Origin of the sequence: Acetoanaerobium sticklandii (assembly GCF_000196455.1) — a bacterium.
GTDB classification, from domain to species: domain Bacteria; phylum Bacillota; class Clostridia; order Peptostreptococcales; family Filifactoraceae; genus Acetoanaerobium; species Acetoanaerobium sticklandii.
On record NC_014614.1, the window covers coordinates 316,060 to 331,020 of the forward strand.

General features: G+C 35.5%; 14 protein-coding genes. 11 read left to right on the forward strand and 3 right to left on the reverse strand.

What is annotated here, in order from left to right; all coding sequences use genetic code 11:
- Positions 1-5: 5 nt before the first annotated feature.
- Genes CLOST_RS01530 through pyrE form a run of 5 tightly spaced genes read left to right on the forward strand, consistent with a single transcriptional unit; the run spans position 6 to position 4,218 of the window.
- Positions 6-1,217 carry a dihydroorotase gene (locus CLOST_RS01530; protein ID WP_049779740.1) on the forward strand — a complete coding sequence of 404 codons (1,212 nt, stop codon included), beginning with the start codon at positions 6-8 and terminating at the stop codon, positions 1,215-1,217.
- A complete protein-coding gene (pyrF, locus tag CLOST_RS01535; RefSeq protein ID WP_041487068.1) occupies positions 1,198-2,040 on the forward strand; it encodes an orotidine-5'-phosphate decarboxylase in 843 nt (280 codons plus the stop codon). The genes CLOST_RS01530 and pyrF overlap by 20 nt, the downstream gene beginning before the upstream one ends.
- Entirely contained in the window at positions 2,028-2,747 is a 720-nt protein-coding gene (locus CLOST_RS01540) for a dihydroorotate dehydrogenase electron transfer subunit (RefSeq protein ID WP_041487069.1), read from the forward strand. Before pyrF ends, CLOST_RS01540 begins: the two co-directional genes overlap by 13 nt.
- Entirely contained in the window at positions 2,728-3,663 is a 936-nt protein-coding gene (locus CLOST_RS01545; protein ID WP_013360500.1) for a dihydroorotate dehydrogenase, read from the forward strand. Before CLOST_RS01540 ends, CLOST_RS01545 begins: the two co-directional genes overlap by 20 nt.
- Complete coding sequence (gene pyrE / locus CLOST_RS01550) at positions 3,664-4,218, forward strand: orotate phosphoribosyltransferase (protein WP_013360501.1); 555 nt, start codon at positions 3,664-3,666, stop codon at positions 4,216-4,218.
- A 188-nt stretch (positions 4,219-4,406) separates the two neighbouring features.
- Here pyrE and CLOST_RS01555 read toward each other — a convergent pair whose 3' ends face one another.
- Positions 4,407-5,708 (reverse strand): IS110 family RNA-guided transposase, encoded by a 1,302-nt coding sequence (locus CLOST_RS01555; RefSeq protein ID WP_013360502.1) that lies wholly within the window; start codon positions 5,706-5,708, stop codon positions 4,407-4,409.
- Between the two features lie 340 nt (positions 5,709-6,048).
- On the opposite strand from CLOST_RS01555, the gene CLOST_RS01560 reads away from it, so the two are divergent.
- Positions 6,049-6,258 (forward strand): heavy-metal-associated domain-containing protein, encoded by a 210-nt coding sequence (locus CLOST_RS01560; RefSeq protein ID WP_013360503.1) that lies wholly within the window; start codon positions 6,049-6,051, stop codon positions 6,256-6,258.
- Between the two features lie 56 nt (positions 6,259-6,314).
- On the opposite strand, the gene CLOST_RS01565 is transcribed toward CLOST_RS01560, so the two are convergent.
- Positions 6,315-8,093, reverse strand: coding sequence for a bifunctional metallophosphatase/5'-nucleotidase (locus tag CLOST_RS01565; RefSeq protein ID WP_013360504.1), 1,779 nt, complete (start codon positions 8,091-8,093; stop codon positions 6,315-6,317).
- A 126-nt stretch (positions 8,094-8,219) separates the two neighbouring features.
- Positions 8,220-9,266 carry a nicotinate-nucleotide--dimethylbenzimidazole phosphoribosyltransferase gene (gene cobT / locus CLOST_RS01570; protein ID WP_013360505.1) on the reverse strand — a complete coding sequence of 349 codons (1,047 nt, stop codon included), beginning with the start codon at positions 9,264-9,266 and terminating at the stop codon, positions 8,220-8,222.
- 115 nt (positions 9,267-9,381) lie between these two features.
- Here cobT and CLOST_RS01575 point away from each other — a divergent pair, with 115 nt between their 5' ends.
- The 5 genes from CLOST_RS01575 (at position 9,382) to larB (ending at position 14,889) form a co-directional block, all read left to right on the forward strand.
- On the forward strand, positions 9,382-10,263 hold the full coding sequence (locus CLOST_RS01575; RefSeq protein WP_013360506.1) for a DNA-3-methyladenine glycosylase family protein: 882 nt from the start codon (positions 9,382-9,384) through the stop codon (positions 10,261-10,263).
- Positions 10,264-10,265: 2 nt separating this feature from the next.
- Positions 10,266-11,729: a cardiolipin synthase gene (gene cls, locus CLOST_RS01580; RefSeq protein WP_013360507.1), complete on the forward strand. Its 1,464-nt coding sequence runs from the start codon at positions 10,266-10,268 to the stop codon at positions 11,727-11,729.
- Between the two features lie 181 nt (positions 11,730-11,910).
- The gene (gene groES / locus CLOST_RS01585) at positions 11,911-12,195 is read left to right on the forward strand and encodes a co-chaperone GroES (protein WP_013360508.1); all 285 of its coding nucleotides are present in this window, start codon (positions 11,911-11,913) and stop codon (positions 12,193-12,195) included.
- An 80-nt stretch (positions 12,196-12,275) separates the two neighbouring features.
- A complete protein-coding gene (gene groL / locus CLOST_RS01590) occupies positions 12,276-13,901 on the forward strand; it encodes a chaperonin GroEL (protein WP_013360509.1) in 1,626 nt (541 codons plus the stop codon).
- 238 nt (positions 13,902-14,139) lie between these two features.
- Positions 14,140-14,889, forward strand: a complete 750-nt coding sequence (gene larB / locus CLOST_RS01595) for a nickel pincer cofactor biosynthesis protein LarB (RefSeq protein ID WP_013360510.1) — start codon at positions 14,140-14,142, stop codon at positions 14,887-14,889.
- The last annotated feature ends 72 nt before the right edge of the window (positions 14,890-14,961 follow it).

Genomic DNA, 14,961 nt, shown 5'->3' on the forward strand with positions numbered 1-14,961 from the left:
CTACCATGCTCTATCTTAAAAACTGCCATATAATAGACGAGGTATCGGACTATATTGATGATATCTTGATAGATTCAGGTAAGATAAAGCTTATTGGAAAAGCCAAAATAACTAACTATATAACTGAAAAGAATCAGGAAGCTTTGCTTCCTGATTTGCATGTCCAAACAAAGCTCGATATCCTCGAGCTAGATTTATGTAATAGGTTAGTTATGCCGGCTTTTGTAGATTTACATTTTCACATGAGAAATCCAGGTCAAGAACATAAAGAAACACTTCTATCTGCCAATAAGGCTGCCATAAAAGGCGGGTATACAGACCTTCTTGGTATGGCAAACACAAACCCTGTAATAGATAACAAAACTCTAATAACAGAAATAATAGAAAAAAATAATTCACTGGGTATGACTAGATTGCTGCAGGTGAGTGCAGTAACCAAGGGACTAAATGGCAAAGATTTAGTAGATTTTGAGGAAAACAGAAAAGCAACTAGATTTTTTTCGGACGATGGCAAAAATATAGATGATGAACAAATCATGAGAGAAGCTCTACTTGCTTCAAAGCAGCATGATTTTATAATCCTAGACCATAGTGAAGAAGAAACTGAAATGGTAATAAGAAATCTAGACCTAGTAAGACAAACTGGCGGCAACCTGCACTTTTGCCATATAAGCAAAAAAGCTTCTATGGAGGCAATAATAAAAGCAAAAGAAGAAGGCATCCCAGTAACTGTAGAGGTAGCGCCCCATCATATATATGCTAGTAATGTAAGCTATAGAGTCAATCCGCCATTTGCATCAGAAGAAGATAGAATGTTTCTCATAGAGAGCATAAAAAATGGTTATGTAGATGCAATAGCAACAGATCATGCACCACATACACCTGAAGACAAAGCCAATAATGCACCTGGAATTTCAGGCATAGAAACTTCATTTTCCCTATGCCACAAGGTATTTACTGACAACGAAATATCACTAAAGCTTCTAAGCAAACTGCTTTCAGCAAGTCCAGCAAGGTTCTTAGGCTTTAGTCCTAGAGTTATAAGAGCAGGAATACAGGCAAATCTAGTAGTAATAGAAGAAAAAAAATCTCAGATAGATAGAAGTTTATTTGAGTCAAAAGGCAAAAATACGCCGTTTGACAAGGAAATGGTATATGCAGTAATTGATAAAACGATAAGAAAAGGAGATATCCTATATGATAATGGACAAAATTAAAGAGAGGGCAATCAGCAGAAGCCCTTTTTGTGTGGGCATTGACCTTAGAATGGACCATGTTCCAGCAGAATTGCAAAACTCATTTACAAAGACATCTGACAAGCTAGTAGCCTATGCAAAGGAAGCTATAGATGCATCAAAGGAATATGCAGCTTGCTACAAAGTTCAAATTGCTTGCTACGAGGCAGAAGGCTTAGACGGTATGGTAGCATATCAGCAGATAGTATCATATATACGCTCTATAGGTGAGATTGTGATAGCTGATGTAAAAAGAGGAGACATAGGCTCTACAGCGGGGCTTTATGCAAAAGGGCATCTAAGCGGAGACTTTGAAGCTGATGTAGTAACTCTTAGTCCATATATGGGAAAAGATGCAATATCTCCATACTTTGATTTCTTTGCAAAGGACAAGGGAGCTTTTGTACTTGCAAAAACTTCAAATGAAGGGTCAAAAGATTTTCAAGATTTAATAATAGATGGACAGCCACTGTACATGAGTGTGTTTCAAAAACTAAAAGAGTGGAGCAAGGAAATCCCTGGGGATTACAAGTTTTCACCTCTAGGAGCAGTAGTAGGAGTAAATGAATTAAAGGATATAAAGGCTCTAAAAGAAAACAGCAAGGATACCTACCTGCTTATTCCAGGCTATGGAGCGCAGGGAGCGAATATTGAAGATATAAGAGCTCTAATTCAAGAAAATAAAAACGGAGTAATAAATGTATCTAGAGGATATACTGCTGGGATAAAAGAAAGTGATTTTAGAAAAGTTCTAAGCCAAAGAGCACAGCAGTTAGCAAAGGAGCTGTCTGAATGTATAAAATAATCTCTAATCAGCAGATTGGAAACGACTTTTATATAATGACAATAGAAGGAAGCTTTGAAGCAAAGCCAGGCCAATTTTATATGCTAAGAGGCATAGGCTCGTTTATGACTCTTTCTAGACCTATAAGTGTATTTGACGTAGAAGCGGATAAAATTGCTTTCATGTATAGAGTAGTAGGAGAAGGAACTAAGTACTTTTCAAAGCTAAAAGAAGGCGATGAAATAACTTTATATGGACCATACGGAAATGGATACCCAGTATCTGATTACAAGGATAAAAAAGTAGCTTTAATCGGAGGAGGAATGGGGATAGCACCTTTATTTTACCTTGCAAAGCAGCTTGATAATGCAGAGATTCATTTGGGACTAAATAGCAGAGATTTGACTGCTGAGCAAAAGCAGTATTTAGGTCAGCTTTACGCTACTCATGCACCGACTACTATACATATAGACACGGATATGAGCGAAAAGCTGGACTTTTCAAAGTATGATGCTGTCATGACCTGCGGACCTGAAATAATGATGTACAAGCTTACTAAAAAGCATGAAAATGTCTATGTATCACTTGAAAAATACATGGGATGCGCTGTGGGAGCTTGTCTTTCCTGTACCTGTGATGTAGCTGGAAAAAGAGTAAAGGTATGTAAGGATGGGCCTGTGTTTAAAGGAAGTGAGGTGAGCTATGACGATGCAATCAAATTACTTTAATCTAAGCTTCAAAAACCCTGTAATAGCAGCATCAGGCACCTTTGGCTTTGGTCAGGAATACAAAGCCTACTACAATCCATCAATTCTAGGAGGAATCTCAGCAAAAGGGATAACTCTGGAAGCTAGAAGAGGAAACTCAGGAATTAGAATTACTGAGACTGCTGGAGGAATAATGAACTCAATAGGACTTGAAAATCCTGGAGTAGAGTCTTTCTTAGCAGATGAACTACAGCAAATGAGCAATATAGATACAGTAAAAATAGCAAACCTAGGAGGCTCTACGCTAGAGACCTATATAGAAGGTGCTAAGCTAATAGAAGAGCATAACAAAAAAGTAAAAGCAAATGCATCTACGCTTCTTCACACAGCAGTTGATTTGGTTGAGCTAAATATCTCATGTCCAAATGTAAAAGAGGGCGGGATAGCTTTTGGAATCACCTGCGAAGGGGCAGAAAAAGTAGTAAGGGAAGTAAGAAAAGTTCTTAGTGTTCCTATGGCTGTAAAGCTTTCACCAAATGCAGAAAATATAGTAAATGTAGCAAAAACTTGTGAATATGAAGGAGCAGATGGCATCTCGTTAATCAACACCTTTTCTGCCCTTAAAATAGATATTAAAAAGAGAAGACCAGTATTTGACAATGTGTATGCAGGACTGTCAGGGCCAGCTATAAAGCCTATAGCATTAAAAATGGTGAGAGAGGTATCTAAAGCAGTAAAGGTGCCTGTTATAGGTATGGGAGGCATAACTACAGCAGAGGATGCTATAGAATTTATCATGGCAGGAGCTCACTTGATACAATTTGGAACGGCTTCATTTATCAACCCTTATGCAGGAAAAGATATAGTTGAAGGGATAGAAGCCTTTATGAAGGAAGAAAACATTAAATCACTAGATGAAATAAGGGGGATAATATAAATGATAGAATTACTAAAGCAAACTGATGCACTACTTGAGGGACATTTTTTACTATCTTCAGGCAAGCATTCAAATAGATATGTGCAATGTGCAAGAATACTTCGCTACCCAGATAAAGCGGAGGCTATATTAAAGCCAGTAGCTGAAAAGCTAAAGGAAATGAAGATAGATTTACTAGTTGGACCAGCAATGGGAGGAATCCTAGTAGCTTATGAGCTAGGCAGACAGCTAGGAATAGAGGCTATATTTACTGAGAGAGTAGATAATATTATGGCTCTAAGAAGAGGCTTCGAGGTAAGTGAGGGAATGAATATAGTAATCTGCGAGGATGTAGTAACTACTGGAAAATCATCAATGGAAGTAAAAGCTCTGCTAGAATCAATGGGAGCAAAAGTAATAGCTATAGCATCTATCATAGACAGAACAAATGAAGAGCTAGAGCTTCCACTTATCAGCTCACTAAGAGTAGAAATAGATACCTTTGATGCAGATGATTGTCCACTTTGCAAGCAAGGAACTCCTGTAGTAAAGCCTGGAAGTAGAAAAATGGACTAATTAAAAATATATTTTACAAATATTTCTCCTATGATATAATTAAATTAAACTTACCCCAAGGGGGTATAAAATAGACCAGCTAGTAATAGTCAAGGAAAATAATTAAAAAAATTTTTAAAAATAAATGGCACAGTAAGTAACGCTCAAATAAATCCGAACGTTAACTGTTTTAAGTGGGAATATTTTTATTAAGCACTTTGCAATGAAGGCTTTGATTCTAAGAACATCCTTTTATGAATTTTAGGATTTCTAATTTCATAAGGTTTTTGATTTTTTAGAACTGAGAAAATGTATCTCAAAAGTTTATTCATAACAGCAACAAGTTTAACTTTTTTCTTTTTCTTTCCCAAAGAAATATGATAATACTCATATATAACTTGATTTATCGGTACTTTATTTTTGTTAGTGCGAATAGAAGCCAGAGCAATAGCATATAATGCTCTTCTGCCTACTTTTGTTCCTCGTTTAGACATTTTATTACAATCACTACTGAAGTTACCAGATTGATTTATACCAGGATCTATGCCAAAAAAAGCAACAAGTTGTTGAGGTTTGCAAAATTTATCTATATTACCAATCTCAACTAGTAAAGTAATTGCAGAAATATCTCCAATCCCTTTAAAAGTTTTTAAAAGTTCAAGGTTGTATTTAAAGATATTTGCAAATGAACAACCATCAAGGTACTCAAAGATTTCTTTAGTTATGCTTTGAAGTTGGTGTGAGTAAAATGTGAAACTTTCATAAAAACGGTTAACTTTGGATTGGAATAGAAGTGAATTAATCCCTATGACAGCAGCACTTTTAGCTATGTCCATAAGTTGTTTGAACTTCTTAGTTGCCCACTTAACCCCTCGTTTAGAGGACGTTACAAGCATATTAATTACTTCATTTTCACAAGCATCCAAAAGATGTTGAGGTGTAGGATATTTTGTAATAAACATAAGAGGCGTTTTGCCAGTTAAATCAGCAAATGCATCTTGTAGTCCTGGGTAATGAATATAGATATTATTTGAAAAAGTTTTTTTAAGGTTTGCCTTTAAATCAACTACTTTGTAATACTCTCGCACTAAAAACTTAAGATGTAAAAATTCTTCACAAGTAAATGAAGAAGTCTTCACATTATCGAATTTACAAATCTTTGCGATAGAAAGAGAATCTAATTTATCATTTTTTACTTTTCTTATATTCGAATTCTTGTTAGAATTAGTTATCAATGGATTTATTACACGTATATCCACTTGATTATTTACAAGGAAATGAAGAAGAGTAAGATGATATATTCCCGTGGATTCACAAAATACTTTGGGACTATCACCTAACTCTTCTTCAATTTTTTGTAGAAAAGTAAGCAACTTGTTGAATCCGCAAAGAGTGTGTTCAATCCTAAGATTCTTTTGATAAATATCGCCGTCAGGCTTTAGTGCAGAAACAATTGAAAAATTTGCAGCAATATCAATGCCTACAACAGGTAAGTGGTAATAGTTAGACATAAATAGTCTCCTTTCAAAATGAAAGAGTAATAATAGTGAGTCAATTAACCTTGTAAGTGACACGAATAATTCTCCAAGATCAGTAAAATCAAAGAGAAATTCAACCAGCTAAATCAAAGAATCTCACTGTTATGCAAGCTAAGTTACGAATATATACTCGATAGGAGTTATTCAAGGAGGCATCGCATATTCTCTTCATGAGATAACTATAATATAAAAATTAGAGTTGGTTAAGGGGCTCAAATTATTTTTGATAACAAACAATATTAAGAAATGAGGTTAAGAATATTCGTAAATAACTTATGAACTATTTCTAATCTAATTATACAAGGAGGCTATTATGAAAAAAACACTTTCAGTATTTGGAATGACTTGTCATAAATGCGTTGCCCATGTAAAAATGGCTTTAGAAGAGCTAGAGCAGGTAAAAAGCGCTGAGGTATCACTTCAAGAGCAAAGCGCAGTAGTTGAGCTAAATGAAGATGTAGCAGACGAAGTGCTTAAAAATGCGGTAGAAGAATTTGGATACGAAGTTAGAGAAATAAAATAATGCATTAAAACAACCCCCTGATATCATCTATTTAGATGATATCAGGGGGTTTAAGTTTAATGAACTGGAAGCTTAATAACTTGACCAGCTTTTAGTTTTAGCATTGGGTTAGAAATTTCTGGGTTTAATACTAAAATATGTTGCCAAGCGAAACCATGGTTCATAGCAAGTTCCATCATATGCATTTCACTTGTAACTGTGTAGTTCATAGTTTCCATTGGTTCAGGAACTATTACTTTACCATCTTGTGGCACTGGCACAGGCTCAGGCATAGGTTCTGGAGCAGGTGTAACAGGAGCTGTTTCATTTACAGTCATTCTAGGAACTAGTGTAGTAGAAATAGTACCCATTTTCTTAATATAGTTTACTAAGATTTCATCAAATGCTGCATATTCATTAACTGTAGCATAAGGCTTAAGCATAGTGTAATCGTCTCCACCAGCTGCCATAAAGTCATTAGTAACGAATAAATAAGCTTTTTCCATATCTACAGGAGAGCCGCCTATCATTAAATCACTTACTCTTGAGCCTGCAGGATTAGCAGTGTTAAAAGTAAATGTTATTCCAGCAACGTGAGGGAAGCCTCCGTTTTGCTCTGGATATTTAGAAAGTCCGTGCTCTAAAGCTGCTTTGATATCTTTTCCTTTTACTTCTTTAGTTACTAGATAATTTCCAAATGGGAAAGAAGTTACAATATGGTTCTTAGTGATGTCGCCAGCTTCGATAGAAGCACGAATTCCACCACCGTTAGTAAGAGCTACTTCAGCTCCAGTAGCATCTAGCATAGCATCAGCTACTAATTGTCCGAAGTTAGTTTCTTTAGTACGAACATTTTCTCTAGCTCCATCAAGCATAACTGTAGAAGTACCTATTTTTTCAGATAGGATTTCATTTAGTCCCTTATCTATATCAGCTAGAAGTGCTACAACATCTGGATGAGGAACTATATCTTTAGTATCAGCTGCAGCCATAAGCTTAGCGGATTTTTCTGTAACTTCGCCATTTGCGATTTTTAAAGTTACTATTCCAAAAGCTTTGTCATATTCGCCAGTACTAGCGATAAGAGTATTTTTTACCATACGGCCTTCTTCAAGTGTAGTATGGCTGTGTCCATCTATTACTAAATCGATGCCATCTACAGCTTCTGCAACTTTATCAGAAGTGTCATCACCTTGGTCTAGACCTAGGTGAGTAAGAGCTATAATAACATCTACATTTTCTTTTTCTAGAGCTTCTACAGATTTTTTAGCAGCAGCTATAGTGTCTGTAAAGTCTATTGTTTCTACGTTTTTAGGATTTGTTTTGTATGAAGTCTCAGGAGTAGAAAGTCCAAAGATACCTACCTTAAATCCATCCATTTCTTTTATAACATAAGGCTTGAAAACCTCTTTGCCTGATTTATCCATAACATTTGCAGATACGATAGGAAAGTTCATCATCTTCTCTAATTCCTGCAATCTAGCAAAGCCATAGTTAAAGTCGTGGTTTCCTGGAGTAAAAGCATCGATGCCCATAAGATTAAGAATCTTAACTATACTTTCGCCTTGGCTAAGTGTAGCTATAGGCTGACCATGAAGAGTATCCCCAGCATCTAGCATAAGCACGTTTGGATTTTCCTTTAATAAATCTTGCTTGTACTGAGCAATACGGTCAAAACCTACACCTGTTACTACTCCATCTTTCTCCACTGATTTAACTCTGGCATGAGTATCATTGAAATGAAGGATAACAAGCTCTTTTGCATCGTCAGCAAAAGCAGAAATAGGATTAAATAATACAAGAGAAAGTACCATAGTAATACTTAAAGCAAGTGACATAAATCTTTTGTTTCGCATAAAACCCTCCTTATTATAATAATATTATTGCGAGGAATTAATTTACCCCGCTATATAATTATAGACCAAATATCCGTCAAATAAACATATAAATGTAAAATTAGCTTTAATTTTTTGAATTTTCTTTTAAACTGTAAAGCCCGCTTCTTCAAAGGTATACATATTTTTGTAGGTGAAGTTAGCCGCTTCGATAATATTAAAGCAAAGTGCAGCGCCAGAGCCTTCGCCTAGTCTCATGTCCATCTGAAGCATAGGTGAGAGCTCAAGTAAATCAAAAGCTTTTTTTGAGGCAGGCTCAGCAGAAAAATGTGATGGAATCATATAAAGCTTTGATAGGGGATTAAGCTTGATTGCAAGTATAGCTGAAGCATAAGAAATAACTCCATCTAGTACTACAGGAATATTTCTGCTAGCACATGCTAGGATAGCTCCTGTCATGGCACCTATTTCAAAGCCTCCGACCTTAGCAAGTACGTCGATAGGGTCATTTTTATCAGGAGCATTAAGCTCGATAGATTTTTTAATTACATTTGCTTTATGTATTACGCCCTCGCTGTTGAGTCCAGCACCTATACCAGTTACTTCTATAGGCTCATAATTTCCGTAAACTGATATGATAGCGCTAGTAGGCGTAGTATTTGCTATACCCATTTCACCTACTCCTATTACTCTGTAGCCAGCATCTATTAGCTTGTTAGTTTCTTCTATGCCTATTTCAATAGAAAAAATCGCTTCATCATAGCTCATAGCAGGTCCTTTTGCCATATTAGAAGTGCCTTTTCTTATTTTTCTGTTGATTACACCTGGAAGAATTTCGTCGCAGTTTACACCTACATCTACACCGTAGACATCAGCATTTGCAAATCTAGCTAGAGCACCTACTCCAGTTATTTTTCTCACGTAATTTGGAATTTGAATTTTAGTTATTTCCTGAGCATTTGGAGCTACTCCTTCTTCATATACTCCGTGGTCACCAGCAAAAGCTATTACAGCTTTTTTAGTAGTGTCATAAAATTCCTGTCCATATATACCAGCAAGCTGAATTGATATTTCTTCTAGCTTTCCTAGACTGCCCTTAGGCTTTATGAGTAAATCTTGTCTTTCCTGTGCTTTTTTCATCATTTCTTCGTCCAAATTTGTTATACTAGCGATAGTACTCTTAAAAAGTTCCATTAATTTACTCCCCTTGTCCCGTATATTTAACGCAAATGATTTGCATCTTTATATTTATTATACTACCGTTAGTCAAGCATGAAAATGGGTAAAAATTAATCAGCGAGGTGAGAAAATGAAACTATATCAAGAAAATAATAAAGTAATAATCGATAAAATCAAAGATTTTGAACCAAAGCATATATTTGAGTGTGGGCAGTGCTTCAGATGGGATAAAGAGGAAGACGGCTCCTACACAGGAGTAGCAAATGGAAAAGTTCTTAATGTAAAGCTAGAGGGAGACACTCTAATACTAGACAACACAAATCTAGATGACTATCATAGAATCTGGCATAACTACTTTGACATGGGTAGAGATTATTCTGCTATAAAAGCAGAACTTGCTCAGATGGATGAACATCTCTACAATGCAACTATATTTGGTCAAGGAATGAGGATTTTGAATCAAGATACCTTTGAAATTGTTATTTCCTTTATAATATCAGCCAGAAATGCCATCCCTATGATAAAAAGAAGCGTGGCATTCTTATCTAAAGCTCTAGGAGAGGAAATCGGAGAATATAGAGGAAAGAAGTATTATGCTTTTCCGACTCCAAAAGCTCTTTCATCTTGTGATGAGCAAGTACTGATTGATTCAAAGGTGGCTTTTAGAAAAGGCTATATAAGAGATGCAAGCTATATCCAGCATTCACTTCAAATGGATATGTATAAGCTAAGGAATCTGCCTACAGATATGGCAAGAAAAGAGCTAATGACAATTCCTGGAGTTGGGCCAAAGGTTTCAGATTGTATTTTGCTGTTTGGACTTTCAAAATACGATGTATTTCCTGTAGATGTGTGGGTACAAAGAGTAATGCATGAGTTTTATATTGAAAAAGAAATGAAGGACCTAAAGAAAATTAGAGAGTTTGGAATAGATATGTTTAAAGACAAATCTGGAATAGCTCAACAATATTTATTTTACTATGCTAGAGAAAAGGGGATAGGGAGGAAGTAAAAATGACATTTACGATATTTTTTGCCATTTTAGCTATCTTTGTATCTCTGCTCATATTCTTTGAAAATCGTGACCCTGCTAAGACTATAAGCTGGCTGCTGGTCATGATTTTTTTGCCTGGTATTGGCTTTGTGCTCTACTTGTTATTTGGTGAAAATTTAAGATCATCTAAGGTCAAGAAAACCAAGGTAGCAGTTGCAAAATTTTTAAACAGTCAAGACATAAAGGGCATGATAAGTCTGCAAATATTAAGTGCAACACAAAAGCAAGCTTTAAAAGACAATGTCATGTTTCACGATTTAGAATCTGAGGGTAAAAAGAAGGTAATGCAGCTGATACTAAACTCAGAAAGATCTCCTTTTACTTTAAATAACAAAGTAGATATATATACAGATGGGCTTGATAAATTCGAGCAGATGTTAAAAGATATCGAAAATGCAAGAAGCTATATTCATTTGGAATACTTTATAGTGAAAAACTCTGAAATAGGAAAAAAACTCAAGGATGCGCTTATAAAAAAAGCGAAGCAGGGAGTGAAGGTTAGATTTATATATGATGAAATAGGGAGCTTCAGGCTCATATTTCATCCTGATTTTGCGAGAGAGATGAAATCGGCAGGAATTGAATTTCGCCCATTTATTCATATTCATTTCCCTTATATTCATAGGAAATTTAACTACAGGAATCATAGAAAAATCTGCGTAATAGATGGAGAAATAGGCTATATAGGAGGCCTCAATATAGGAGATGAGTATGTTCACGAAAATAAGAAATTTGGATTTTGGAGAGACACCCACCTTCGCATAGAGGGAGAGTCTGTATATATGCTCCAAACGATATTTTTAGTAGATTACTATATTGGCAGTGGACAAAAGCTAAATCAGCAGGAATTATTTCCTTCTATGGCATATAAAGGAGATTCTCTTATTCAAATAGTATCTTCAGGTCCTGATAATCAGTATGAAAGTATCTACAATGCTTATTTTTCATCTATAGCCCATGCTAAAAATACAATATATATAGAAACACCTTACTTCATACCTGACGACGCTCTGCTTACAGCACTTAGGACAGCAGTACTTTCTAGTGTAGATGTAAGGATAATATTTCCCTCATTTCCAGACCACAATGTAGTCTACTATGCATCCTTGTCGTATTTAGAAGAGCTTTTGGAGCTAGGATGCAAAGTATATCTCTATGAAAAAGGCTTTATTCACTCTAAGATGATTTTAGTTGATGAGGAAATAGCTTCTGTAGGTACTGCAAATATGGATATAAGAAGCTTTATGATTAACTTTGAGGTCAATGCTTTCATATATGATGAGCCTACAATTTCAAGGCTATATGAGATATTTGAAGCTGACATAAAGGACTCTAAAGAGCTTCTTTATTCAGATTTTAAAGCTCGTCCTATTGTTCAAAAAATCGCAGAATCAGCTGCTAGACTATTTTCGCCGATATTATAAAAAAAATCAAAAAAAGGACTTGAAAAAAATTCAAATATTATATAACATATACTATGTAGTAGCACTCGATATAAAAGAGTGCTAACATTTAAACTAAAATTAAGCGCAAAGCTAGTCTTTGCAATAAAGCATCCCTTTATAGGGAGTATTAAATAATATTATTTAGGAGGGAATGTTTATTATGAAAATCAGACCATTAGCAGACAGAGTGGTAATTAAGATGGTAGAAGCAGAAGAAAAAACTAAAAGCGGTATCGTACTTCCAGGAAGTGCAAAGGAGCAGCCACAAATGGCTGAGGTAGTAGAAGTAGGACCTGGTGGAGTAGTTGACGGCAAAGAAATCAAGATGGAGCTAAAGGTAGGAGATAAAGTACTTTTCTCTAAATACGCAGGAACTGAAGTTAAATTAGATGGACAAGAGTTCACTATATTAAGACAAAGCGATATTTTAGCTGTAGTAGAATAAGAAATTTCACAAATAAAACAATCATAAGAGATTAATCATAAAAAAGTAACTTGATTATAAATTAGGAGGAGTAATATAAGATGGCTAAAGAAATTAGATTTTCAGAAGAAGCTAGAAAAGCTTTAGAAATTGGCGTTAATAAGCTTGCAGATACAGTAAAAGTAACTATTGGACCTAAAGGAAGAAACGTAATTTTAGATAAAAAATTCGGTTCACCACTTATTACTAACGACGGTGTAACTATAGCAAAAGAAATCGAATTAGAAGATCCATATGAAAATATGGGAGCTCAGCTAGTTAAAGAGGTTGCTACTAAAACTAACGACGTAGCAGGCGATGGTACTACAACAGCAACACTTTTAGCTCAAGCAATAATCAGAGAAGGTCTTAAAAACGTAGCTGCTGGTTCAAACCCTATTCTGCTTAGAAAAGGTATCCAAAAAGCTGTAGATACAGCAGTAGCAACACTAAAAGCAAATTCTAGAACAATTGAAAATAAAGAGTCTATAGCTCAAGTTGCAGCTATTTCTGCAGGAGACGATGAAATCGGTAAATTAATTGCTGAAGCTATGGAAAAAGTAGGAAATGACGGAGTTATAACTGTAGAAGAATCAAAATCTATGGGAACTACTCTTGAAGTGGTTGAAGGTATGCAGTTTGATAGAGGATATGTATCTGCTTACATGGTAACAGATGTAGAAAAAATGGAAGCTACTCTTAGCGAGCCTTACATCCTAATCACTGACAAGAAAATTTCTAATATCCAAGAAATCCTTCCAATACTAGAGCAAATAGTACAACAAGGAAGAAGACTTCTTATCATTGCTGAAGATGTTGAAGGAGAGGCTTTATCTACACTAGTTGTAAACAAATTAAGAGGAACATTTGAAGTTGTTGCTGTTAAAGCTCCAGGCTTTGGTGACAGAAGAAAAGCTATGCTAGAAGATATTGCTATCCTTACAGGTGGAAGAGTGATTTCTGAAGAAATCGGCTTAGACCTTAAAGAAGCTACATTAGATATGCTAGGAAAAGCTACTACAGTTAAAATCTCAAAAGAGAACACAACTATAGTAAACGGAGCTGGGGAAGAAAAGGCTATCAAAGATAGAATAGCTCAAATCAAGAGACAAATCGAAGAAACTACTTCTGAATTTGATAAAGAAAAGCTTCAAGAAAGACTTGCTAAGCTTTCTGGTGGAGTAGCAGTTATCGAAGTAGGAGCAGCTACTGAAACAGAACTAAAAGAGAGAAAACTAAGAATGGAAGATGCTCTAAATGCTACAAGAGCAGCAGTTGAAGAAGGTATAGTACCTGGAGGAGGAACAGCTCTAGTTGCAGTTATGGATGAAGTAGAAGCTCTAATTAAAGATGAGCAGACAGCTGAGACTAAAACTGGTATTCAAATAGTTCTAAAAGCTCTTCAAGAGCCACTTAAGCAAATCGCTATAAATGCAGGACTTGAGGGTGCTGTAATTGTTGAAAACGTAAGAAAATCAGATAAAGACCATGGATTCGATGCTCTAAACGAGCAATATGTAAACATGATTGATGCTGGTATTATTGACCCTACTAAGGTAACTAGATCAGCTCTTCAAAATGCAGCATCAGTTGCAGCTACACTTCTTACTACAGAAGCAGCAGTAGTTGAAATCAAAAGTGATGAACCAGCTATGCCAATGGGCGGCGGAATGCCAGGAATGATGTAATCAGTTATTTATATCAAATAAATAGCTCTAGTATTGAAACTTATAACTATATAGATAATCATAAAAATAAAGGTGCGGGAATTTCCGCACCTTTTATAATATATGAAATTACAGATATGATATAATTGCTATATTAGTATAGATATAGAATGAGTGGATACTTGATTATTTATAATTAGTTTAAATAAATTATGCTATTATATATTTCATTGATAGGGCATTTGAATATGGAGGAATTATGGATAAGAAATTTTTGATAGATATGCTAAACAAAGTGAAAACAGATGAAATAGATATTGATACAGCCGCAGAAAAGCTGAGCAGTATTTCGTATGAGGATATAGGGTATGCAAAGGTGGATCATCACAGAAGCCTTAGAAACGGTTATCCTGAAGTCATATACTGTGAAGGCAAGACCAAGGAACAGATAGCAGGAATCATGGAAAAGCTTCTAGAAAAAAACAGCAATATCTTAGGAACTAGATTAGACCAGCAAAGCTATGAGTATCTTAAGGAAAGGTTTAAAGATTTAGAATATCACAGTATGTCTAGGGTTATGACTCTAAAGGTCAAGGAAATAGAAATTAAAGGCAAGGGCGAAATTGCGGTAGTAACAGCGGGTACTTCGGATATGTATGTAGCAGAAGAGGCAGCTATAACAGCCGAGTTTTTAGGCAATAAAGTGATTCGCATCTATGATGCTGGCGTGGCTGGAATTCACAGACTGCTATCAAAGCAAGATGAGCTTAGAAGATGCAGAGTAGTAATTGCAGTTGCTGGTATGGAAGGGGCACTTCCGAGCGTTCTTGGAGGCTTAGTTGAGGTGCCTGTTATAGCAGTTCCTACCTCAGTGGGATACGGTGCAAATTTTGGAGGACTTTCAGCTTTACTTACTATGCTAAATTCCTGTGCATCAGGGCTTAGCGTAGTAAATATTGACAATGGGTTTGGAGCGGGATATCTAGCGAGCACGATAAATAGACTATAAATAAAAAGTAGTAGCTGATCTATAATGAAAAACACTTAAAAAAATAAGTATAATGTAGAAGTATATAAAGCA